The sequence below is a fragment of the Bacillus sp. FSL E2-0195 genome (genome assembly GCF_038003645.1).
Lineage (GTDB): Bacteria > Bacillota > Bacilli > Bacillales > Bacillaceae_G > Bacillus_A > Bacillus_A mycoides.
Window position 1 is genome coordinate 1,822,056 of record NZ_JBBOPN010000001.1, and the last position, 23,319, is coordinate 1,845,374.

26 protein-coding genes are annotated in these 23,319 nt (G+C 34.3%); 20 read left to right on the forward strand and 6 right to left on the reverse strand.

The features are described 5' to 3' along the window. Positions 1-95: 95 nt before the first annotated feature. Both MHH59_RS09400 and MHH59_RS09405 read right to left on the reverse strand, forming a co-directional pair. On the reverse strand, positions 96-872 hold the full coding sequence (locus MHH59_RS09400) for an alpha/beta fold hydrolase (RefSeq protein ID WP_088005184.1): 777 nt from the start codon (positions 870-872) through the stop codon (positions 96-98). A gap of 185 nt (positions 873-1,057) precedes the next feature. Next, a complete protein-coding gene (locus MHH59_RS09405; RefSeq protein WP_002086216.1) occupies positions 1,058-1,963 on the reverse strand; it encodes a DMT family transporter in 906 nt (301 codons plus the stop codon). Positions 1,964-2,060: 97 nt separating this feature from the next. On the opposite strand from MHH59_RS09405, the gene MHH59_RS09410 reads away from it, so the two are divergent. From MHH59_RS09410 to MHH59_RS09425, 4 genes are all read left to right on the forward strand, one after another. Continuing rightward, complete coding sequence (locus MHH59_RS09410) at positions 2,061-2,930, forward strand: LysR family transcriptional regulator (protein WP_002168625.1); 870 nt, start codon at positions 2,061-2,063, stop codon at positions 2,928-2,930. Between the two features lie 119 nt (positions 2,931-3,049). Beyond that, on the forward strand, positions 3,050-3,481 hold the full coding sequence (locus MHH59_RS09415; RefSeq protein ID WP_002186124.1) for an Rrf2 family transcriptional regulator: 432 nt from the start codon (positions 3,050-3,052) through the stop codon (positions 3,479-3,481). A 103-nt stretch (positions 3,482-3,584) separates the two neighbouring features. Then, a complete protein-coding gene (locus tag MHH59_RS09420; RefSeq protein ID WP_002064866.1) occupies positions 3,585-4,235 on the forward strand; it encodes a DsbA family oxidoreductase in 651 nt (216 codons plus the stop codon). Between the two features lie 73 nt (positions 4,236-4,308). Next, positions 4,309-4,911, forward strand: a complete 603-nt coding sequence (locus MHH59_RS09425; RefSeq protein ID WP_002012304.1) for a nitroreductase family protein — start codon at positions 4,309-4,311, stop codon at positions 4,909-4,911. 164 nt (positions 4,912-5,075) lie between these two features. On the opposite strand, the gene MHH59_RS09430 is transcribed toward MHH59_RS09425, so the two are convergent. Then, the gene (locus tag MHH59_RS09430; RefSeq protein ID WP_088005185.1) at positions 5,076-5,495 is read right to left on the reverse strand and encodes a GNAT family N-acetyltransferase; all 420 of its coding nucleotides are present in this window, start codon (positions 5,493-5,495) and stop codon (positions 5,076-5,078) included. 217 nt (positions 5,496-5,712) lie between these two features. Here MHH59_RS09430 and MHH59_RS09435 point away from each other — a divergent pair, with 217 nt between their 5' ends. The 3 genes from MHH59_RS09435 (at position 5,713) to MHH59_RS09445 (ending at position 8,744) form a co-directional block, all read left to right on the forward strand. Continuing rightward, positions 5,713-5,847 carry a hypothetical protein gene (locus MHH59_RS09435; protein WP_002012306.1) on the forward strand — a complete coding sequence of 45 codons (135 nt, stop codon included), beginning with the start codon at positions 5,713-5,715 and terminating at the stop codon, positions 5,845-5,847. A gap of 107 nt (positions 5,848-5,954) precedes the next feature. Next, positions 5,955-7,565: an amidase family protein gene (locus MHH59_RS09440; RefSeq protein WP_340851135.1), complete on the forward strand. Its 1,611-nt coding sequence runs from the start codon at positions 5,955-5,957 to the stop codon at positions 7,563-7,565. A gap of 159 nt (positions 7,566-7,724) precedes the next feature. Next, the gene (locus MHH59_RS09445; RefSeq protein WP_002031308.1) at positions 7,725-8,744 is read left to right on the forward strand and encodes an AI-2E family transporter; all 1,020 of its coding nucleotides are present in this window, start codon (positions 7,725-7,727) and stop codon (positions 8,742-8,744) included. A gap of 46 nt (positions 8,745-8,790) precedes the next feature. On the opposite strand, the gene MHH59_RS09450 is transcribed toward MHH59_RS09445, so the two are convergent. Together MHH59_RS09450 and MHH59_RS09455 are read right to left on the reverse strand one after the other, a co-directional pair. Beyond that, a complete protein-coding gene (locus MHH59_RS09450) occupies positions 8,791-9,075 on the reverse strand; it encodes a YesK family protein (protein WP_088005186.1) in 285 nt (94 codons plus the stop codon). A 112-nt stretch (positions 9,076-9,187) separates the two neighbouring features. Continuing rightward, a complete protein-coding gene (locus tag MHH59_RS09455) occupies positions 9,188-10,132 on the reverse strand; it encodes an L-lactate dehydrogenase (protein WP_002012312.1) in 945 nt (314 codons plus the stop codon). A 200-nt stretch (positions 10,133-10,332) separates the two neighbouring features. Here MHH59_RS09455 and MHH59_RS09460 point away from each other — a divergent pair, with 200 nt between their 5' ends. The 7 genes from MHH59_RS09460 to MHH59_RS09490 all read left to right on the forward strand — a co-directional run bounded on the left by MHH59_RS09460 (position 10,333) and on the right by MHH59_RS09490 (position 17,743). Next, the gene (locus tag MHH59_RS09460) at positions 10,333-11,775 is read left to right on the forward strand and encodes a flavin monoamine oxidase family protein (RefSeq protein ID WP_340851137.1); all 1,443 of its coding nucleotides are present in this window, start codon (positions 10,333-10,335) and stop codon (positions 11,773-11,775) included. Positions 11,776-11,892: 117 nt separating this feature from the next. Beyond that, positions 11,893-12,810, forward strand: a complete 918-nt coding sequence (locus tag MHH59_RS09465; RefSeq protein WP_170972649.1) for a CobW family GTP-binding protein — start codon at positions 11,893-11,895, stop codon at positions 12,808-12,810. A 286-nt stretch (positions 12,811-13,096) separates the two neighbouring features. Beyond that, positions 13,097-14,314 (forward strand): substrate-binding domain-containing protein, encoded by a 1,218-nt coding sequence (locus MHH59_RS09470; protein ID WP_078178798.1) that lies wholly within the window; start codon positions 13,097-13,099, stop codon positions 14,312-14,314. Positions 14,315-14,405: 91 nt separating this feature from the next. After that, the gene (locus MHH59_RS09475) at positions 14,406-15,179 is read left to right on the forward strand and encodes an ABC transporter ATP-binding protein (RefSeq protein ID WP_000149306.1); all 774 of its coding nucleotides are present in this window, start codon (positions 14,406-14,408) and stop codon (positions 15,177-15,179) included. Beyond that, complete coding sequence (locus tag MHH59_RS09480; protein ID WP_001196706.1) at positions 15,157-15,858, forward strand: branched-chain amino acid ABC transporter ATP-binding protein; 702 nt, start codon at positions 15,157-15,159, stop codon at positions 15,856-15,858. The genes MHH59_RS09475 and MHH59_RS09480 overlap by 23 nt, the downstream gene beginning before the upstream one ends. A 21-nt stretch (positions 15,859-15,879) precedes the next feature. Continuing rightward, positions 15,880-16,740 (forward strand): branched-chain amino acid ABC transporter permease, encoded by an 861-nt coding sequence (locus tag MHH59_RS09485; RefSeq protein WP_088005188.1) that lies wholly within the window; start codon positions 15,880-15,882, stop codon positions 16,738-16,740. A gap of 49 nt (positions 16,741-16,789) precedes the next feature. After that, positions 16,790-17,743 (forward strand): branched-chain amino acid ABC transporter permease, encoded by a 954-nt coding sequence (locus tag MHH59_RS09490; RefSeq protein WP_088005311.1) that lies wholly within the window; start codon positions 16,790-16,792, stop codon positions 17,741-17,743. A gap of 164 nt (positions 17,744-17,907) precedes the next feature. On the opposite strand, the gene MHH59_RS09495 is transcribed toward MHH59_RS09490, so the two are convergent. After that, positions 17,908-18,696 carry a LysR family transcriptional regulator gene (locus tag MHH59_RS09495; protein WP_002031321.1) on the reverse strand — a complete coding sequence of 263 codons (789 nt, stop codon included), beginning with the start codon at positions 18,694-18,696 and terminating at the stop codon, positions 17,908-17,910. A 120-nt stretch (positions 18,697-18,816) separates the two neighbouring features. Between MHH59_RS09495 and MHH59_RS09500 the strand changes: the two genes are divergently transcribed. The 6 genes from MHH59_RS09500 to MHH59_RS09525 all read left to right on the forward strand — a co-directional run bounded on the left by MHH59_RS09500 (position 18,817) and on the right by MHH59_RS09525 (position 22,749). Then, complete coding sequence (locus tag MHH59_RS09500; protein WP_088005189.1) at positions 18,817-19,383, forward strand: DUF4865 family protein; 567 nt, start codon at positions 18,817-18,819, stop codon at positions 19,381-19,383. A 24-nt stretch (positions 19,384-19,407) separates the two neighbouring features. Then, a complete protein-coding gene (locus MHH59_RS09505; protein WP_078179200.1) occupies positions 19,408-19,818 on the forward strand; it encodes a tautomerase family protein in 411 nt (136 codons plus the stop codon). Continuing rightward, positions 19,815-20,138, forward strand: a complete 324-nt coding sequence (locus MHH59_RS09510) for a carboxymuconolactone decarboxylase family protein (RefSeq protein WP_033669504.1) — start codon at positions 19,815-19,817, stop codon at positions 20,136-20,138. Before MHH59_RS09505 ends, MHH59_RS09510 begins: the two co-directional genes overlap by 4 nt. Positions 20,139-20,239: 101 nt before the next feature. Next, positions 20,240-20,683, forward strand: a complete 444-nt coding sequence (locus MHH59_RS09515; RefSeq protein WP_002012331.1) for a MarR family winged helix-turn-helix transcriptional regulator — start codon at positions 20,240-20,242, stop codon at positions 20,681-20,683. A gap of 52 nt (positions 20,684-20,735) precedes the next feature. Further along, positions 20,736-21,677 (forward strand): ring-cleaving dioxygenase, encoded by a 942-nt coding sequence (locus MHH59_RS09520; protein ID WP_340851142.1) that lies wholly within the window; start codon positions 20,736-20,738, stop codon positions 21,675-21,677. Between the two features lie 16 nt (positions 21,678-21,693). Continuing rightward, positions 21,694-22,749: an LLM class flavin-dependent oxidoreductase gene (locus tag MHH59_RS09525; RefSeq protein ID WP_033730323.1), complete on the forward strand. Its 1,056-nt coding sequence runs from the start codon at positions 21,694-21,696 to the stop codon at positions 22,747-22,749. Positions 22,750-23,319 lie beyond the last annotated feature (570 nt).

The following is a 23,319-nucleotide window of genomic DNA, read 5'->3' on the forward strand; positions in this document are numbered from 1 at the left end:
AAGTAATGAGACCTTTGTTAATAAAATTTTGAGATTAAGCAGCTTCGAGGGGGATTAGAGCTACAAATACAACATGGTTTATTAAGATAAGGAACTCAATTGACTGTCATTACTTCTTCTGGTAGGTTATCATGCTTAAGCCAGTTTTCAATTAAATTATTAAATAGTTTGGGATTTGCTAAAGGGATTCCATGACCGATTTTAGGAATGATAATACCTGTGCAAGTAGGATTGCTTTCAAGGATTGCAGTCATCGAGTCTTTCATGATTCTTTTTTCGTTTTCTCCAACAGTTACTAATATATTGCTACTAGCATTCTCGAAACCTTTTAGTATTGTAAACGACATATTTTCTTCTAATATCCTCACAAATGTATTTTTACTTATTTGACAACTTTCATGATAATAGTTATCAAATTGTGTTTCATCTATGTACATTGATTTTGCTTGTATTTTGGAAAACGTCTTACTCTTTATAAGTGGATAGGTTACGCCAAGGGATCTTATTAATGTTTTAGCGAAAGGAATTGGTTTAACTAATGCGCTATTTATCATAGCGTATTGAATTAAGTTTGGTTTCATGCTGAGCATTGCAATTAATACTTGAGCACCTAACGAAAAACCGATTACTATAACAGTTTTACCTTGTCCTTTTTCTTCAACTAATTCAATGATTTTTTCAGCACTAAAGTGTATTGAAAAATGATCCTTACTACTATTTTCCCCTTGCTCGGGTAAATCAGGAACAAGGCAGTGAAAGTTAGTAAAATGTTTAATTTGTTTGTCCCACATCCATCCACTGACTCCGCCCCCATGAATAAAAACCATAAGTGGAGAGCTTGAATCTCCAAATTCTTTATACTGTAAAACCATATAATTCCCCCTTATGATTAGAATTGTTAGTCCATACATATGTATTAGAGATAATATTTTCTACTTAATTATCATCATACAATAAAAAAGGAAAATTTTCCTTTTGCTAAGATGTTAAGTGACTGTACTCATAAAATGGTAAAAAAGAAAGAGCCTACAAGTGGTAGACTCTTTCTCATATCTATTTATTTCACTTCAACTTGCTGCCTTACAGCAAGTGCTTTCGGCTTTATATTTACAAAACAAATGCTTACGATAATAAATAAAAGTCCGATAAATAAGCTAATTGTAATGGCCTCATGTAAGAAAATTGAACTTACAATAATAGCGATCAGTGGGATAAGGAACGTATAAGCCCCAACTTTACTTGCCTCACCAGCTCCTACAAGTGTAAAGTAAGCGAGCCATCCCATTGCAATAACAAAGAACGAGATGAATAGTAGTACACTTACAAATGGTATACTCCAAGCGATGTTAGACCAGCTCTCAAATTCTGAACCAAATCCGATTAAGCAAAGTCCGCCAATAATAAGCTGAAGTGTTACCATCCAAATGGCATTAACGCGGTGTCCAGTTTTCTTAATAAATACTGTGCCGAGTGCCCAGCCGATAGCGCACCCTAAAGCAAGTAGTACACCGATAATAGAAATATGTCCAGTTAAACTACTAGAGCTAATAACCCCAACACCAATAAATCCAAGAATAAGTCCGAAAATTTTCAAGCCGTACATAGATTCTTCAAGCCAAATCCATGAGAAAATGCCGAGTAAGACAGGTTGGAGAAATACGATTGCGGAGAAGAGTCCGGCGGGCATATACTGAAGTCCGACAGTTTGTAGTCCGTAAAACAAAATAATATTGAGTAAAGATGAAATAAAGTATAAATGCCAAGTTTCCTTTAAATTTAATTGTTTGTATTTCGGTAATGCGAAAGTAAGTAAGATAAATCCTCCTATTAATGTTCTAATCCCTGCAAAGAGTACGGGTGGTGTGTAATGCAGAGCGAATTTTGATAACGGCCAATTAATTCCCCACATAATAACGAGAAATGTAAGGATTATGGCAGTCTTAGTTCGAGAAAGCTGTGTCACTGTAATCCCTCCTTGTTGTATTCCATTTCACTATGATATGATATCGACTATGATAAATAAAATGAATCTTTTTTATAAGGAGTATAAGTGATTAGTTATGACCATTACACAACTTCAAGTTTTAATTAAAACGGTTGAATTAGGGAGTTTTACGAAGGCTGCCGGGATGTTAAATATGACACAGCCAGCTGTAAGTCATGCGATTTCAAGCATTGAGTCAGAGTTAGGAGTTACCATTCTTATACGCGATAAACGAAAAGGGCTAATCGTTACGGATGTTGGAAATAGAATTCTTGTACATATTAGAGAAATCTTAAACGGCGTTGAGAAGATTGAACAAGAAGTAGCGATGGAGAAAGGGCACGAAGTTGGGACGATTCGAATTGGGAGTTTTCCGAGTGCTTCTGCACATTTCTTACCCAAAATGATAAATCTTTTTAAGGAGAAGTATCCGAACTTAGAAGTCGTTCTTTGTGAAGGCACGATTAAAGAAGTTGAAGATTGGTTAGTGTCGAGGGTTGTTGATATAGGAATTGTTATTTTGCCTAATAAAGATATGGAGATCGTGCCCTTAACGAAGGGGAAAATGGTTGTTGTCTTAAGGGAGGATCATCCTCTTTGTAAGAACGATTCTATTACAATAGGTGATTTAGAGAATGAACCAATCATATTATGTAAGGGTGGGTACGAACCACCCATTATCGATATGTTTAAACAAGCGAACGTACCACTTCGGGCTGAATATATAATTTCCACAGTTACAACAGCTTTAAATATGATTCAAGAAGGATTAGGAATCGCAATTTTGGCTGAGTTATCTTTAACGAGTTTACCAAAGAATATACAAACGAGAGAATTGGAACCACAAGTATGGAGAGAAATCGCTTTAGCTGTTCCTTCATTAAAGGATTCTTCACTCGCTGTACAGCTATTTATTGAAGAATTCCAAGACTTGTTTGCAGAATAAGAAGAGGTGTCTCATATATTGTAATGGGGCACTTTTTTATTTGCTTTAAAAAATTTGTAAAAAGGATTGACTTATTTTTCTGTTGTAACTATAATGATTACATCGAGGTGGTGATCACGATGAAAATTAGTAGCCGCTTTTCTATAGCTGTTCATATTTTATCTATTTTGAAAAACAATCCATCTTCAGTTTGCACTTCAGACTATATGGCCGAGAGTGTAAATACAAATCCGGTAGTCATTCGTAAAATAATGTCTTACTTGAAACAATCTGGATTTGTTTACGTAAATCGCGGACCAGGTGGCGCGGGATTATTAAAGGATTTACATGAAATCACATTATTAGATGTGTATCATGCAGTGAATGTAGTGGAAGAAGACAAACTATTTCACATTCATGAAAAACCGAATCCAGACTGTCCAATTGGGGCGAATATTCAAGCTGTTTTAGAGGTTATTTTAGTTCAGGCGCAATCTGCGATGGAAGAAGTGTTGAGAAATATTACGATGGGGCAGTTATTTGAATCTTTACAACAAAAAATGAAAGCATAATATGATAATTGCAAGTCTCTAAAAGAGAATGCATATTTTTTTCTTAAAATTGTAACTGTTTTGGTTACATCTAAAAATAAAAAGAAGGTAAGGTGTAAAAGATATGACTGTAAAAATGAAAGTATACTCAGATTTTATATGCCCGTTTTGCTTTTTAGCAAAAGGCCCATTAGATGAAGTAGCGAAAGAGAAAGATGTAGAAATCGAATGGATGCCATTTGAATTGCGTCCAAGTCCATATTCTAAAATAGATCCTTGGAACGAGCCAGATAAGTTAGGTTCATGGGATTCTTTCATTCTTCCTACTGCAAAAAAATTAGGGGTTGAAATGCGTCTGCCACGCGTTTCTCCGCATCCATATACACATTTAGCTTTTGAAGGGTGCCAATTCGCGAAAGAGCGTGGACTTGGAAATGAGTATCATCACCGAGTATTTACTGCGTTTTTCCAAGAAGAGCAAAACATTGAAGATATTGATGTATTAACGAAATTAGCGGTAGAAGTAGGGCTTCCTGAAGCTGAATTTAAAGATGCTTTAGTAAATCGTAAATATAAAGAAAAACATCAAGAAGCAATTCAGCATGCATATGATGAAGCAAATATTATGGCTGTTCCAACTGTCATGATTGGAGATGAAGTCATTCAAGGACTTGCTAGTAAAGAAACGCTAGAAAGAGTAATTGATAAAGAAATCGAAAAGGATAAAACAAATTCATTTGAAGGTATGCAATGTAAGACGGATGGATATTGCTAATTCGTCTTGCATGAAAGACTCAAGTTGATTTGTTTAAATAAAAATAATAAAACATATATTTGGAGGAATTAAAATGTCAGCAACTACAACAAATTTAAAAGAAGCAATCGTGAACCGTCGTTCAATTCGTAAAGTAACAAAAAACGCTACAATTACAAAAGAAAGAATTGAAGAAGTTTTAAAAACAGCTTTACACGCACCAACTTCTTTCAATATGCAAAGTGGCCGTATGGTTGTATTAATGGATGGAGAGCATGAAAAGTTTTGGGATATCGTAAAAGAAACGCTTAGATCACGCGTGCCAGCAGAAAATTTTGAAGCAACAGTAGAAAGACTAAAAGGCTTCCATGCAGGTGTAGGAACAGTTCTATTCTTTGAAGATCAAGCAACAGTAGAAAAAATGCAAGAAAATGCACCATTGTATAAAGATCAGTTCCCATTCTGGTCTCATCAAGGAAATGCAATGCTACAACATACTGTATGGATGCTATTATCGGCTGAAGGAATTGGAGCGTCATTACAACATTACAATCCAATCGTAGATGCTGAAGTGAAAGAAACATGGAATATTCCAGCGGAGTGGAGTTTAGTAGGACAAATGCCATTTGGTGAGCCAAATGAACAACCAGGGGAAAGAACATTCTTACCTACTGAAGATGTAGTGAAATTTTATTAAGAAATTTAATATATACAGAGTTAAATAAATGAAAGGAGAGTACATATATAGCTATATATGTACTCTCCTTTCGTATGTAATGTTTAAATGCGATTGTGGAAAAGGTTACTGCAAGAATAATTTCTTTCATATGAATCGAAGTTTTCCCTACAATTAAAAATCTATCATGTTTTTGAAATGACAGTAAACATCCCCGTCATGTTTGGTGAGTAATTTTTAAAATCAAATTTTTCATAGAACGATTCTTTACCTTGTGATGCAAATAAACCGACAAACGCCTTATCAGGGGCAGTCTCATTTAAGTATGCAACCAAAAGATGCATTATTTCTTTCCCAATACCATGTTTCTGATAATCCGGATGAACCACTATATCTTGAATATAGAAATAGATAGATCCATCACCAACAATTCTCCCCATGCCCACAATTTTTTCATTATCTTTGACCGTGATGCAGTGAATAGAATGCTTCAGTGAAGTATCCGCTACTTCAAAATTCATATAATTAGTCCATCCAACAGAATCACACAAATATTTGTACTCTTCCAATTTTGGAATGTTATGTTTAAACTCATATGTTTTCAAAATGCATCCTCCATGTCCTTAAATTCAATAAGTATATAAATTCGACATATTTTTATCTATTCCTCTTACGCAACAGAACTCCTTTTAGTTATTGAATACTATATCATCTGTCTCGTCTATTTAATTTAGTCCAGCTTCCCTATTCGTATTGGTGTTAATTTATGTGCATTTAGGGAAGAAATATAAGAAATAATCTGGTGAGAAAGGAAGTGGGAACATGAATGATGAGAAAAAATATACAGTTGTCGGTACTGATGTTGATGAAGTGAAACGTTTAAATAAAAATTCAGGGTTAACATATAATCAGGTGAAGGAATTGTTAGCAAAGCAAATGCAAAAAAAAAGTAATTAGATTGAAATTTTTCATTTTTTCATTTAGCATTTTGATTGGAGAGAGTTAAGTAAAAGGTAACTCTCTTTTTTATATAAATGAGCAACTTTTAGAGTGGAGGAAGCAACATGAAAAAATGGGTAAAGATAACGTTGTCTATCGCTGGAGGTATTGTTCTATTGGTGTGTGCCGGAGGATATTACGTGTATAAAAATTATTTTCCAAAGGAACCTGAGCGTATTGTATATGATAAAGACAGAGTGTTAAAACCGATACATAATCAGCTTAAAGGGATCGACATAGATAATATAAAGATAAAAGAAAAAGAAGTTGTAAATGCGACTGTGGATGAGCTTCAAAAAATGGTTGATGATGGGAAATTATCATATGAAGAATTAACGAGTATTTATCTTTTTAGAATACAAGAACATGATCAAAATGGAATATCATTAAATGCTGTTACAGAGATTAATCCTAATGCAATGGAGGAAGCACGACAGTTAGATAAAGAGAGATTTTTAAATAAGAAATCGAAATTATACGGCATTCCTGTCATCGTAAAAGATAATGTACAAACAGCGAATGTTATGCCGACAAGTGCTGGAACTTATGTATTAAAAGATTGGATTGCAGATGAAGATGCGATGATTGTGAAGAAGTTGAAAGAAGAAGGGGCGTTTGTTTTAGGAAAAGCAAATATGTCTGAGTGGGCGAATTATTTATCTTTTACAATGCCAAGTGGATATAGTGGGAAGAAAGGACAAAATTTAAATCCATATGGCCCGATTACATTTGATACATCAGGATCGAGTTCAGGATCTGCTACAGTGGTTGCAGCTGATTTTGCACCGCTTGCAATCGGGACGGAAACGACGGGATCCATAGTAGCACCGGCAACGCAACAATCAGTAGTTGGGTTACGTCCGTCTTTAGGTATGGTTAGCAGAACAGGAATTATCCCGTTAGCTGAAACACTTGATACAGCAGGGCCAATGGCAAGAACGGTCAAAGATGCAGCAACGCTATTTAATTCAATGGTAGGTTATGATGGAAAAGATGCTATGATAGAAAAAATGAAAGATAGAGATAGAATGGATTATACGAAGGAGTTATCGATAGATGGATTAAAAGGGAAAAAGATAGGGATTCTTTTTTCTATAGAACAACAAGATGAAATTAGAAAAGCAGTAGCGAAAAAGATTAGAAAGGACCTTGAAGATGCAGGTGCAATATTGACTGATGATGTTCAGTTAAACAGCGAGGGTGTAGATAATCTGCAAACATTAGAATATGAGTTCAAGCATAATGTTAACGATTATCTTTCACGGCAAAAAAATGTGCCAGTAAAATCGTTAGAAGAGATTATAGCGTTTAATAAAAAGGATAGTAAACGACGAATAAAGTATGGACAAACATTAATTGAGGGTTCTGAGAAATCTGCTATAACGAAAGATGAGTTTGAAAAAATAGTTCAAACGAGTCAAGAAAATGCAAGAAAAGAGCTAGATAGGTATTTAGTAGAAAAAGGTTTGGATGCTCTTGTGATGATTAATAACGATGAAGTTCTTCTATCAGCTGTGGCTGGTTATCCAGAATTAGCAGTGCCGGCAGGATATGATTCTGATGGTCAGCCGGTAGGTGTAGTGTTTGTTGGGAAACAGTTTGGTGAAAAAGAACTTTTTAATATTGGATATGCGTATGAACAGCAGTCTAAAAATAGACGATCTCCTAAAATATAGAGTTGATAAAGTGGTTTTTAGAAAAGTAGTAGATAAAAAAATCCGACAATAAAAAAGAAAAAAAGGATTCTTTCCAATTAGTAAGAAAGATTGTCTATAGAAGTTCATAAAATGTAATATATCCAATTTCCATCCATTGAAGGGGGAGGTTAATTCTTAATGAATGAAGTGAAAAATTTCTTTCGAAGCAGAGGGTTTCAACGGTTTCTCGTTTTAATAATATTAGTGCTTGTATTGTATGGATTAAAAAGTATGATTAATTTAATATTAATTACGTTTATTCTCACGTTTTTGATGGATCGATTTCAAAAGTTTATTTCAAAAAAATTGAAAGTAAATAGGAAAGTGGTTATTGCTGGTTTATATATTGTGTTAGTGACGTTTATTGTAACTACACTATATAAATATTTGCCTGTACTAACGATACAAATTTCACAATTAATTTATCAATTTAAATTGTTTTTTCAAAACCCACCTGATAACGAGATAATTAAATATGCACTTTCGACAATTAATGGAATGGAAGTATCGAAATATATCGAACAAGGTGTAGATGTCATTTATCAATCGATAGCAAACATAGGAAAAGTCAGTTTACAAATACTACTTTCTCTTATTTTAAGCTTATTTTTCTTATTAGAAAAAGAACGCATTATAGCATTTACTTCGAAATTTAAAGATAGTAAGCTGAAAATTTTTTATGAGGAGATTGCATATTTCGGTGAAAGGTTTGCAAGATCGTTCGGAAAAGTGATTGAAGCACAGTTTTTAATTGCGGTTGTAAATTGTGTGCTCACTGTAATTGCACTTGTCATTTTAGGATTTCCACAGCTTCTTGTATTGGCTGTCATGGTCTTTCTACTCGGTTTGATTCCAGTTGCTGGTGTTATCATTTCATTGTTTCCACTTTGTATCATTGCCTATAACGTCGGCGGGGTTGTGTATGTTGTTTACATACTAGTGTTCATTACAGTAATCCACGCTCTTGAAAGTTATTTATTAAATCCAAAATTTATGTCTGCAAAAACGAATTTACCTGTTTTTTATACATTTATGATTCTTATCTTTTCAGAGCATTTCCTCGGAATATGGGGGCTTATTATTGGGATTCCAATCTTTATCTTTTTATTAGATGTACTTGATGTAAATAATGATGAACCGATTAAAGATAATAAGTGATAGAAAATGACCGATGTTTTCTCTTGATGAAAACATCGGTCATTTATTATTTTTTCTTTGGAGGAGGTAGTTTAATGAAGGTATTTGCAATTAAAGCTATAATAACAGCAGCAAAAATAAAGACTGCAATTACACTAACTCCCATACCTGGCCATCCTCCTACAAGGAAGATACTTATCGGTATTGCTAACAAGCTTAAAATAATTAGAATCAATCCGAGATTCTTATCATATTTTTTAGTTGGAAATAGCGTTCTGATGATTAAGAAGAGGAAAAGTATTAAGGATGCTACAGCTAGCAAGAGGATTGCAATCGTCAAAGAATCATTCATGAAATCACCCCTTTTTATAGATAATATTACCGTTTAAATTGAGGGGGAACTATAAAAGTATAAAAAAGCAATCCAATATAAATCGGATGGCTTTTTTGATTGGAAAATATGATTAAAGAACAGGAGCCATTGTTTCTTTCAACACTTGAACAGAGTGATCGAATTTTAATTCTTCCTCTTCACTTAGTTCAACTTCTAAAATTTCCCGAACACCGCCGCGGTTTAAAACAGCAGGTACGCCGATATAAACATCCTGTTGGCCGTATTGACCTTCAAGATATGCTGATACAGTTAATACGCTGTTTTCATTGCTTAAGATTGCTTTCGTAACACGTAAAAGTGACATGCCGATGCCGTAGTATGTAGCACCTTTTCGTTCAATAATGTGATAAGCTGCATCACGAACGTTTACGAAAATATCATCTAAATCTTTTTGGTTATATGTGTTGTCTTTTTCAAGAAGCGTTTGTAGTTTTTGAATACCAATTGATACGTGACTCCACACCGGAAGTTCTGTATCACCGTGCTCTCCGATAATATAAGCGTGAATGTTATGAGGTCCAATATCGAAGTACTCACCTAACATATAGCGGAAACGAGCAGAATCAAGAGTTGTACCAGAACCGATTACGCGTTCTTTCGGTAATCCAGATTCTTTCCAAGTTACGTAAGTTAAAATATCTACAGGGTTTGTTGCGATTAAGAAGATACCGTCAAAGCCGCTATCCATAATGCTACGAACAATTTGCTTGAAAATTTTAGCGTTTTTCTCAACTAAATCTAAACGTGTTTCACCTGGCTTTTGTGGCAATCCAGCTGTAATTACAACAAGATCTGCGTCTTTACAATCTTCATAACTACCTTTCCAAACTTTTGTTGGAGCTGGTGCGAAAGGAACGGCATGGCTTAAGTCCATTGCTTCTCCTTCAGCTTTTGCTTCATTTACATCCACTAAAACAAATTCTTCAGCTACAGCTTGGTTAATCATGCAGTAAGCATAACTACACCCAACTGCTCCTGTTCCTACTAATACAACACGGTTAATACCTTTTTTCATTTCAAAATTCCTCGCTATTTCATAAATTTTATTATGTAAGATAATACGTCTTACTTCTATAATTTCATATCTATTTTATTACATTTTATAAAAGATATTCAAGTATTTGAAAATGTATCCGCTCAATTACTTGAATGAAACATAGGAATCCTGTTAAACGAATATAATTCAGTAAAATCCTTCGTAAAAGGGGAATTGGCATGGGGAATCCATTATCGATGGAACAAATGCTTCAAATTGTTCATGAAGGGCTTGCCAAAACGAATAACCCCAAACCCAAACGGATTACAGTTGCCGGTGCAGGGATATCTGGATTAGTTGCAGCATCTTTATTAAAAGAGGCTGGGCATGAGGTAACGATTATAGAAGCAAATAACAGAATAGGTGGCAGAGTGTATACGATTCGTGAACCATTTAGCGCAGGATTATATTTTAACGCAGGTCCTATGCGTATTCCGGATACTCATGATTTAACTTTAGCTTACATTCGTAAATTTAAACTACCGTTAAACCTTTTTATTAATAAAACTTCTTCAGATATAATTTATACGAATAACAAAAGAACGAGATTGGATGTGTTTGAAAAGGATCCAAGTGTACTTGGATATCCAGTTTTAGATAAAGAAAGAGGGAAAACGGCAGAAGGGTTAATGTTAGAGGTATTGGAACCGATACTTAATTATATTAAGAAAGATCCTAATAAAAACTGGATTATTGTTGAAAAAAAGTATAAAACATATTCGCTCGGTTCATTTTTAACCGAGTATTATTCAGATGGGGCAATAGATATGATCGGGGTACTTCTTGATATGGAAGCATACATGGGAATGTCTTTAATTGAAGTATTACGCGAAATGATCTTTTTCACTTCAACGACGAAATATTATGAGATAACGGGCGGAATGGATAAATTACCAAATTCATTTTTACCAGAGCTAAAGGATAATATTTTTATGTCGTATAAAGTAGAAAAAATTATAGAGGAAGATAATAAAGTAATGATGCAAGTAACACATGAACAAACGTTAAATTCATTTATAGTAACTGGTGACATCGCTATTGTCACAATTCCATTTTCAGCTTTGCGATTTGTAGAAGTTCAGCCATATCAGTTATTCTCTTATTATAAAAGGCGGGCAATTCGTGAATTAAATTATATTGCTTCAACTAAAATTGCGATAGAGTTTAAAAGTAGATTTTGGGAAAGAGCAGGACAATATGGTGGTAAGTCAATTACAGATTTACCTATCCGCTTTACATATTATCCGAGCTATGGCATTCATACACTAGGGGCGGCTATCGTTTTAGTGAGTTATACGTGGGCAGATGAGGCGTTAACGTGGGATAGTCTCTCGAATAGAGAACGTATTCGTTATGCGTTGAAAAATTTAGCGCAAATATATGGAAATGTGATTTATAGTGAGTATGTTGCGGGAGAATCTTTTAGCTGGAGTCAAAATCCGTATTCTTGCGGAGCATTTACAGCTTTTGAACCGGGGCAAGAGCTTGAATTGTTTCCATATATTACGCCGCCAGCGGGTAGAGTGCACTTTGCAGGAGAACATACGACATTAACACATGGATGGATGCAAGGAGCAATAGAGTCTGGAATTAGAGTTGCTCATGAAGTGAATGGAAAATGAAACGATAATCTAGCAGTTTTGTTTACAAATAGGTATTCTTTTAATAAAATGATAAATATAAATCGTAATAATTACGCTTTGAAGAAATTTGAAGTAGAGAAATGGATGGTCGGTCGAATGAGTAAAGTAGAAATTCATATATTAGGTGGTTTTTTAGGTAGCGGAAAATCAACATTGCTGCAAAATTTATTATTAGCAGAAAAGAAGAAAAATCGAAAAGTTGCAGTTTTGATGAATGAAATCGGTGAATACTCGGTAGATACAGATATTATTGGAAAAGAGAATGTGTTAAGGGAACTTCTGAAAGGATGTATTTGTTGTACGTTAAAAGAAGAGCTTGAAATTCAATTACATTCTTTATATCAACAAGAAAGACCAGATGTAATTTATATAGAAACAACAGGTGTCGCACATCCAATTGAAGTGTTAGATGCATGTGTATCACCAATTTTAGCTCCTTTCCTTGAAGTGAAATCTATAGTAGTCGTATTAGATGCAGTAAGATGGTTAAACCGAAGTATATTAAGTGCAAATGTACAACAGCTATTACATGAGCAAATGAAATATGGAAGTCATATTCTTATTAATAAATCAGATTTATTAACAGATTCGGATAAGAACAAAGTACTTGAAGACGTAAAAGCAATAAATAATCATGCGAAATTGTTTGAAACAAAGTATTGTAATATATCTTTAAAAGATATAGAAGAAGCTGAATTTGTGAGAGATGGAGAACATGAGACACTACATGTCAAACAGCATTTACATATACAAACGATGACGTATCAATTTACGAAATCGATTGATCAAGATAAATTATACGAATGGCTTTCGAATTTACCAGATAGCATTTATCGTGTAAAAGGATTTGTGAAATTCCATGGAGATAAATACCCTCACTTATTCCAATATTCGTTCGGGGTACCGACTTTACTGGAACAAGACTTCGGTTTCCCGACAAATTTGGTAGTAATAGGGGAAGGATTAGATAAGAAGCAATTGGTTGAGGGGTTAGAGAAAGTCGAAAATAATTAATCATTTTTTTTAGGTAAGCTGCAAATAATTGACTTAATGAATTAAGTTAATTATTTGCAGCTTTTTGCGTGATGATTACTGTAGTGAAACAGTAATTTCATTTGAACAACGGAATATATATTGATTGTATGTCCGTTTCCATTTAATAGGAAGGTGATTATAGATTTGTGCCGAATGTAGAGGTTACTACAAGAGTTTTCCATTACCAATTTTAAAGTCATGATTACGGACAGGGGAATTTGGCGTGTTTGATTCTATCAGAAAGTAAAGTATGGGGAGGATCACAATGTCGATGAAAAAACGTAAATGGCTAAGAATGGTGGCTACTGGTTGTGTGTTAGGTTCGTTATTAATAACGGCAGCTTGTTCAGGAAAGAAAACAAGTACAGAGGATGAAAAGACGATTAAGGTAGGGGTTCTTGCTTCATTAACAGGTCCATTAGAATCATATGGAAAACAAACAGTGAACGGATTTGAATTAGGGTTAGACTATGCAACGGGTGGAACTGGGAAAGTGGAAGGGAAGAAGATTAAGTTTGTTGTAGAAGATACGGAAACAAAAGCTGATGTAGCAGTTAAAAAAGCTACGAAATTATTAGAAGAAGAGAAAGTCGATTTTTTAGTCGGATCGTCTAGTTCAAGTGATACATTAGCGGTTTTACCACTTGCAGAAGAATATGAAAAAATAATGGTTGTAGAACCAGCAGTAGCTGATAGTATTACCGGGAAGAACTGGAATAAATATATTTTTAGAACAGGTAGAAATTCATCTCAAGATGCAGTCGCTGGTGCTGCGGCAATTGCTAAAAAAGATGTAAAAATAGCAACGTTAGCACAAGATAATGCTTACGGCCGTGAGGGAATTGCGGCATTTAAAGCTGGAGCAAAGAAATTAGGTGCGAATATTGTAAACGAGCAATATGCTGATACAAATTCGACTGACTTCACTGCAAATATTCAAAATATCATTAGCTCAAAGCCGGATTATTTATTTATCGTTTGGGCAGGGGCAAATTCACCTTGGAAACAGTTAAAAGATATGAATGTGGAAGCGCAGGGTATTAAAATTTCTACCGGTGCACCAGATATACCGGCATTAAAAACGATGGATGCGTTAGTAGGAATGCAAGGTTTTTCTGTTTATTATCACACACTTCCGAAAAATAAGGTGAATGATTGGTTAGTTGAAGAACATAAAAAACGATTTAATGGTGCGGTGCCAGATTTATTTACAGCAGGAGGAATGTCAGCGGCAATTTCAATTGTAGAAGCTTTAAAGAAAACAAAAGGTGATACAGATGTAGATACATTGATTAAGAAAATGGAAGGAATGGAATTTGATACACCGAAAGGAAAGATGAAATTTAGAGAGAAGGATCATCAAGCGATGCAGACACTTTATTCTATCACATTGAAAAAGCAAGATGGTGTTGATTATCCGGTGCCAGTATTAGAGCGAGAATTAACGATGAAAGAGACAGAACCCCAAGTTCAAAATAAATAGACTGAATTTTCTGTTGTTTACGTATAAAGAGGGAGTACACCCTCTTTATACGTATTTCTTTCATACTTAAAGCTTTAAAGGGAGGGATTTCGTGACACATTTGCTAGAAACGAAAAATCTTTGCGTATCTTTTGGCGAGCATCATGTTATTAAGGATGTGAATTTAACAGTACAAAAAGGAAAGCTCATTTCAATTATTGGACCAAATGGTGCAGGAAAGACAACGCTATTCAATTTACTAAGTGGACAAATTTCTCCAACAAAGGGTGAAGTATATTTTAAAGGACAAGAGATTACAAATTTATCAATTTCGGATCGTACTCGATTAGGAATTGGTCGTTCTTTTCAACTTACAAATATATTCCCAGAGTTAACGGTACTTGAAAATGTTCGTTTAAGTGTTCAATCATTTGTGCAAGATTACTATAGTTTTTTTCCGAGTTCGGCAAAATTTAAGCAACAAGTTGGAGAGGCGAGACGTTTCTTAAAAACAGTATTACTTCACGAGAAAGAACATGTATTAGCGAAAGATCTAGCGCATGGGGAAAAACGAAAGTTAGAGCTTGCGATGTTATTAGCTTTAAAAACGGATGTGTTACTACTTGATGAGCCGACGGCAGGTATATCAGTTGAGGAGGTACCGGCTATTTTACAAGTGATTGAAAATATTAAGAAACATCCAGAGAGTACAATTGTACTTATTGAACACAAAATGGATATGGTACTAGGTTTGTCAGACCATCTTATCGTTTTATTCCATGGAGAGTTATTGGCTGAAGGTTTGCCCGAAGAAATGATGAAAGATGAGCGTGTACAAAGTGCTTATTTAGGGGGATTATATAGTGGCACTATTACAAGTGAATAATATAGAGACGTATTTAGATCAGTTTCATATTTTACAAGGGGTATCTCTTACTGTTGAGAAAGGAACGATTACTGTACTGTTTGGAAGAAATGGGGCAGGGAAGACTACGACATTACGTTCGGTTATGGGATTTCACCATATCGCACATGGTGAAATTTATTATGATAGTACACAAGTAAATGGATTATCTACACATTTAATTTCAAGGAAAGGAATAGGGTATGTACCAGAAAATCAAGGTATTTTTCACGACCTGACAGTAGAAGAAACATTCGCTCTTGCTAGGGGGAAGGGAGAAGAAGCGGAAGAAAAAATAGACTGGATGCTTGAATTATTTCCAGATTTAAAGCAATTTTGGCATAAAAAAAGCGGACTCTTAAGCGGAGGGCAAAAGCAAATGCTAGCAATTTCAAGAGCATTTATTAATAGTGATGGTTTATTACTTATTGATGAGCCGAGTAAAGGCTTGTCGCCCATTATGATAGAAAAATTAATGATAGCCATTTTGAAAATGAAAGAGAAAACAACAGTTTTACTCGTTGAACAAAACTTTATGATGGCTAGTCAAATTGGTGATTACTTTTATATTATGGATAACGGAAGAATTGTTCATAACGGTTTTATGCATGAATTAAAAGAGGATAAGGAAATGTGTCACAAATATTTAGGAATCTCTTAACATGAATCCGGGGTGAGAAGGATGGATGTGTTAATCAATTTATTTGTAAATGGGATTTCAACAGGGATGCTCATTTTTTTATTAGCGTCAGGTCTTTCACTTATTTTCGGTTTAATGAGCGTTCTAAACTTCGCACATGGTGGGTTATTTGCATGGGGAGCTTTTACAGGTGTATGGATATTTAATACAACTGGAAGCTATGTACTCGCTTTAATTGGAGCAATTTCTATGGGGATGTTTCTTGGATTCATTTTAGAAAGATTCCTTATTAGACCGGTATATGGAAATCATGTTCGCCAGCTTCTTGTGACGCTTGGAGGAATGCTTGTACTTAGTGAATGTATTAAAGTATTTTGGGGGCCAAATCCAATTGGTGCTAAATTACCGTTATGGTTACAAGGTAGTTATACATTTGAAGGCGTTATATTAATTAAATATCGTCTATTCGTTATTTTAGTTGGGATACTAATTTACATCGCTTTACTATTGCTACTGAAAAAAACAAAGATAGGACTTATGATTCGCGCTGGTGTAATGGATAAAGAGATGGTTCAAGCTCTCGGAATTAACGTAAAAGCGATATTCTCGTTTGTTTTTTTATTAGGAGCAGGGATGGCGGCGTTAGGTGGTTTTCTACTAGCACCATATTCAGGAGTTATTTTCGCTGAGATGGGTATGCAGTATGCAATTTTAGCCTTTATAGTAGTTATCATTGGAGGGTTAGGTAGCGTACAAGGTTCAGCGCTCGCTTCTTTAATTGTTGGATTAGCTGGTGCTTTTACAGCATATTTTATACCGGATTTATCACTTGCAATTAATATGTTAATGTTACTATTTTTCTTAATAGTGAAGCCAACGGGCCTTGTTGGTGAAAAGGGGTGAAACGGTGAATAGCACATCAAATCGAATTAAAGTATACTTCGGAGTATTTATGCTCATTTGTTTAAGTGTATTTCCATTCGTAAATGATTCACGGAGCTTGTTAATTTTGTTCACTCAAATCTTCATCTTTGCTATTTTCGCTATGAGTTTTGATGTTCTCCTTGGATATACGGGTATTGTTTCATTCGGTCATTGTATGTTCTTTGGAATAGGGGCGTATGGTGTGGCACTCTTATTTGATCGGCAAGGGGTGTCTATAATGAACTTTTTCATAGGAATAGCAGCCGCAATTATTGTATCAGCCATCGTTAGTTATATAATTGGTATGCTTTCATTACGTTTGAAAAGTCATTTTTATGCAATGTTAACGCTCGCTATTTCCCAGCTGTTTTTTGTACTTGCTGAAAAATGGCGTTCACTGACTCATGGAGGAGATGGATTTACATTTCGTGTACCAGATATATTCCGTGATCGTTTTACATTTTATTATATAACATTTATATGTCTAATCAGTATTTTCATTTTGTTACGTCTTTTCACAAAATCTTCAATTGGGAAAGTGTTAAAGGCGATTTCACAAAATGAACAACGAGTTGAAGCACTTGGCTATAAAGTGCTTCATTATAAAATTATTGCTAGTGTTGTTGCAGGAGTAGTTGCAGCGATTAGCGGTGGTTTATTTGTTATCACTTTACGCTTTGTTAATACAACTGTATTTTCAATTGAAATGACATTAAATGCATTATTGATGACAATGATTGGGGGAGTTGGAACGTTAATCGGAGCTATTGCTGGAGCGGGGATTATTGAATCATTGAAATATTATTTATCAGAACTAGCTACAGAGTATCCAATTTTTGAAAGGTGGACGATTATTCTTGGTTTATTGTACATTATCGTGCTTCTAGTTTTTCCGAAAGGGTTAGTTGGAACAGTTAAGAAGTTGAAGAATTTTAAAAGGGATAAGAAGGAGAAGAGCACAGGGGTGGAGCAGAACGTGTAAAATAAGTCTTCAAGATGAAAAGGGATGTCCTAGTAGTTAAACATATTAACTAGATAACATCCCTTTTTATTTTATTAGGCCGTACGATAGTATATGAAGTTATATTAGCGATTCGAAAAGGGATATCTATTTACCCGTAAAATACGACAAGTGTAGCCTCTTTATTAATTAAATAGTTCACCTGGAATCACTTTATCTAAGTCTCGAGTTGTAAAGAAGTTAATAGGTAGTTTTTCAACCGCGACATTTTCAACTGGAACTAATTTATCATTTCTAATCGGTAAAAAAGCTATCCCATTTCCCTCAACAATAAACTCTTCAATAAGCGAATAAGAATCTAACTGTTGAAGTTGATGCTGAGATAGATTGTTTTCTTTTAGAAATTGTATTGTCATATTTCTAAAAGGGCACTTTTTATCGTTACTAACAAAGAAAAGTTCTTTTGAAAAGTCAATGTTACACTGTTCTTTCGCTTTTAATAAGCCTACAGAAATTGAAGTGGTGAATACTTTTTTAAACGCTGCGTCGGGATAATCCTCATAAGTTATGACCATATCAACTTTTTGTTGCTGTAGTAGTTTTTGTAAATGGCTACTACTTTCTATATATATTTGATAATTCCTGAAATTTTCTTTAATACGCATACTTAAATAATTAGTCAAAATAGATTGTGATGTCGCTATTACATAAGAAGAAGCACTTGTTTTAATTTCATCTTTCGCTTCTTCTAAAAGAGCTAATATTTTATTCGTGTAGTCTAATAAAATGTCACCAGAAGGTAACAGGGAGACACCTTTGTTATCTCTATGTAGTAAAGGTGTTTCTAATTCTTGTTCTAATTTTTTGATTCGCTCAGTTACATTTGGTTGTACATAGCCTAGCTCTTTAGCAGCTTTACTAATAGATCCTTCGTTAGCTACAGTTTTAAATATAATAAGATCATTTATTTCCATTCATTTCAGCCCCTTATACGGTATCATTATAAATGATATCAAACATAATTTATACCTATTTTACGTCAGCCGATCATCGGTTTATCATTATGTATATAAGATCGAAAGTGAGTGATAAACATGATTGGTATGCAATATAAGGTCATTTTACCAAAGGATTATGACATGGAGATTATTAAAAAAAGGGTAAAGGATAATGGGTTTAAAACTGATGGTTTTCAAGAACTAAATTTTAAGGCTTATTTAATTACTGAGACAGGTAAGGATGGGAATTTCTATAACTGTTATGCACCTTTATATATGTGGAATGGTCATGAAGGGATGAATAAATTTATCTTTGAAGGGTATTACGATAATATTTTGCAATCGTTTGGGTGGCAACAAATAAATATAGGTGTTCCATTAGTTGTTAATTTAAGTAATGATTTTAGAAAAAGTAGATATGCTGTTGAATATGCAGGGAGTATTTCTCAAAGTAAATCGCTGATTGGGACGCAATTAAATAAAGTAAATGAAAATGTGCAAAACATAGAAAAATGTTTAGGAAATGTAATAGTTTATAATCCGGATAAGTGGGGATATAGTCAATTCAGTTTTTATAAGGAAAAGCCTGAAATAGATGTAATGGACGATGTTACTATTTATGAGATTTTACATATTTCACGAGGATATGTTGTTGAATGCTAAATTAAGAAAAAGGAATGAAAATCTATGCCTTTTGTGAACGTTTATTATCATGAAGATATATTAAATAAAGAAGAGTTGAAAAAGATAGGTGAATGTATCCATCTTTCATTAATTGAACATTTTAACATCCCTGAAAATGATTATTTTCAAATATTTTTACCTTATCAACAAAATCAATTTTTGTATAATCCATATTATTTGTTGGAAAGAGGAGAACTGAGAACTGAGAATATGATTCATGTTTCTATTACATGTGGACCTGGAAGAACAGTGCAACAGAAAAAAGGTTTGTATCAATCTATATCCTTTGAAATTTCAGCATGTTCTAATCTGAAAGTTACTGACATTTTTATTACATTACATGAGACAGCTGCTGAAAACTGGTCATTTGGTCAAGGGATGGCACAATTGGTAAAAATGAAGGGAGCAAAATGATGAATGAACCAATTGAATTCTATATTCCAAAGAAAATGAGAGAAGTAGCACCTGTATTTTCTCATTATAGTGAAGAGATATTATTTGAGGAAGTGTGGCGGGATGCCGCTTTAACATTAAGAGAAAGAAGCTTATGTACATTGTCGGCACTAATCAGTCTTGGTAATACAGAACAATTACCATTTCATCTGAAGCTAGCTAAACAAAATGGGATAATGGGGAATGAATTAGTTGCATTAATAACACATATGGCTTTTTACGTTGGTTGGCCAAAAGCTGTGGCAGCTTTAAATATAGCAATGAATGAAATGGAAAGTTAAGAATGATGATTTTGGGAGGTATTTTTAACATATTTCTACTTGCATTACTATCACTTGAGTGGTAAAGTGATAGTAAGATCAACGCTAGGAAGTGATGAAACATGCGTGAAAATACGATAGGATCGTTAATATGGCTACGTTTAATACGATTTACGAACCAAAGTAATCAAATGTCAAATGAGTTTTTAAAACGTTTTGATTTAACAACAGCCCAATTTGATGTGCTTTTGCAAATACGGACTTATCAGCCATTAACACAAATGGAGTTAGCAGAAAAGGTTACCGTTACACAAGGCGGTATTTCTCGAATGTTAACACGTCTTGAAAAAGAAGGATATATTATACGAAAACAAGATTGGAAAACGAAAACAATTAGTCTTACAGAGCAAGGGGAAGCGGCTTTAGAAAGAGCATTGCCAGAGCAACTTGCATTTCAATCATCATTTTTTGATGATGTATTAAATGAAGAAGAGCAGAAAATACTATACGAGTTGATGTCAAAAGTTCATAAGCATAGTGAAAAAAAAGAATTACCGAATGAGTAATTTTTTTTACTTAATCAATTGACTAATCAAGTGATAAAGAGGAGGAAGTTTTATGTATACAATTCCAGGGCATCACCACATTTCTATGGTGACTAAAAATGCGAAAACGAATAATAATTTTTATCGAGATGTTTTAGGGTTACGCCGGGTGAAAAAGACAGTCAATCAAGATAATCCATTTATGTATCATTTGTTTTATGGTGATTTAACAGGGAGTGCCGGAACTGAATTATCATTTTTTGAAATGCCGAATGTAGGTAGAACAATCCGTGGTACAAATGCAATAACACAAATAGGCTTGCTCGTACCTTCAATAGAAAGTCTTACATTTTGGAAGAGACGTTTTGAGTCACTCCAGGTGGCGCATGGGGAAATTACAACTTACGCCGCAAGAGACGCACTGCACTTTGAAGATCCAGATGGTCTACGGTTAGTGCTGTTAAATAATAAAGATGAAGAGGTGCCTGAATATTGGACTGCATGGGATGAATCTTCTGTAGAGCAGAATCATCGTATTTTAGGCATGGGAACAGTTGAAATGACAGTGCGCAGTTTAAATAAATTATCAAAAACATTAACAGGTTTGTTTAGTTATAAAGAAGTATCTCGTTCAGACGATGAGGGGATTTATCAATCTATTGATGGTCAATCTTTTGGAGAAATTTTGGTGAAACAGCAAGATGGAGAGAGTGAAAGACCCGGAAAAGGAAGTATTCATCATTTAGCTATTCGTGTGAAAAATGATGAAGAACTGAGTTATTGGAATGAAGCGGTGAAAGATAAAGGGTTCCAATCAACAGGGATTATCGATCGCTTTTATTTTAAAAGTTTATATTTCCGTGAGTCAAATGGCATTTTATTTGAGATTGCGACGGATGGACCAGGATTTACAGTAGATTCAACAGTTGAAGAATTAGGAAAAGAGCTGGATTTACCACCATTTTTAGAAGAGAGAAGAAAAGAGATAGAAGAGAAATTAATACCACTTAATTAAAAGGGAGAGAGTAACTATGGAAAAATACCGTATTGATACAAGTAAGGGAATTGAATTTGGATTATATTCAATTGGAGATCATATTTTAAATCCGCATGATGGTTCGAAAATAAGTGCAGAAAAAAGAATTCATGAACTAATTGAAACAGCTAAGTTAGCAGATGAAGCTGGAATTGATGTGTTTGCTGTCGGTGAAAGTCATCAAGCGCATTTTACAACGCAAGCTCATACAGTTATTTTAGGAGCTATTGCACAAGCTACGAAAAACATTAAAATCGCGAGTTCTGCAACAGTATTAAGTACGTCAGATCCGGTTCGTGTATATGAGGATTTTGCCACAATTGACTTAATTTCTAATGGTCGTGCTGAAATCGTTGCTGGTCGCGGCTCTCGTATTGGGGGATATAGTTTACTTGGTTACGATGTAAATTATTATGAAGAACTATTTGAAGAGAAGATGGAACTTTTATTAAAAATAAATAAAGAAGAAAGTGTAACATGGAAAGGGCAGTTTAGAACGCCACTTGAACATGCGGCAATTATACCGAGAGCTAAAAATAACAATATGCCAATTTGGCGTGCTGTTGGAGGGCCACCTGCTAGTGCAATTAAGGCAGGACGCGCAGGTGTACCAATGATGCTTACGACACTTGGTGGCCCAGCTGTTAATTTTAAAGTTTCGGTTGATGCATATCGTGAAGCAGCTGAGCAAAGTGGTTTTGATCCAGCAACATTACCAATTGCGACAACAAGTTTATTTTATACAGCAGAAAATTCACAAGATGCACTTAGTGAATATTATCCTCATATTAATGCTGGTATGCTTGCGCTACGCGGTGGTGGGTATCCAAAACAACAATTTACTAACGCAGTAGATCACCGTGATGCGTTAATGATTGGTAGCCCGCAACAAATTATTGAAAAAATGCTTTATCAATATGAATTATTTGGACAGCAACGTTTTATGGCACAGATTGATTTTGGCGGTGTACCATTTGATAAGATTGAGAAAAACATTGAATTAATTGCTACCGAAATTATGCCGGCTGTTAGAAAATATACAACGAAATAATGATTAAAGTACCGGGAATATAATTTATTCTCGGTACTTTTTTATTTAGTCTGTTTGAAAAATGACAAAAAAACGAATTTTATGTCTAGAGAAAGGGGAGTTTTTTTCTATTTGTGAATAACAATATTGTTGATTTGAATTTTGGAAATACATTTTTCTCTTGACAAAAAACTAGCATATTTCTAGGTTTGATTCGAGGACATTTTTCAAGGGTAAAGTCAAGCGTATGAAGAGAAAAACATAATAACAATTGATATAAGAGTGTGTTGTATGTTTGAAAAGTACGTTTTTAAAATGTGAGAAATCAAATTCAAAAAAATTACAAAAGACATATTTCAGACAAAATCCTGTCAATAATACGTCAAAAATCACCTGAATTTATTATGTAAGTATATTATACAATTCGATTAACGAATAAAACACTACTGAAATAGTGAAAAGGTAAATCGTATGAAGAAAGTTCTTTTGTAATTATCTAAAAAACTGACAATCTATATTTTCAGAAAGTACATAAACGAATTTATCTTTTTGTATTTCCACATGATTGAATTGTTCGTTATGAAGTGAATT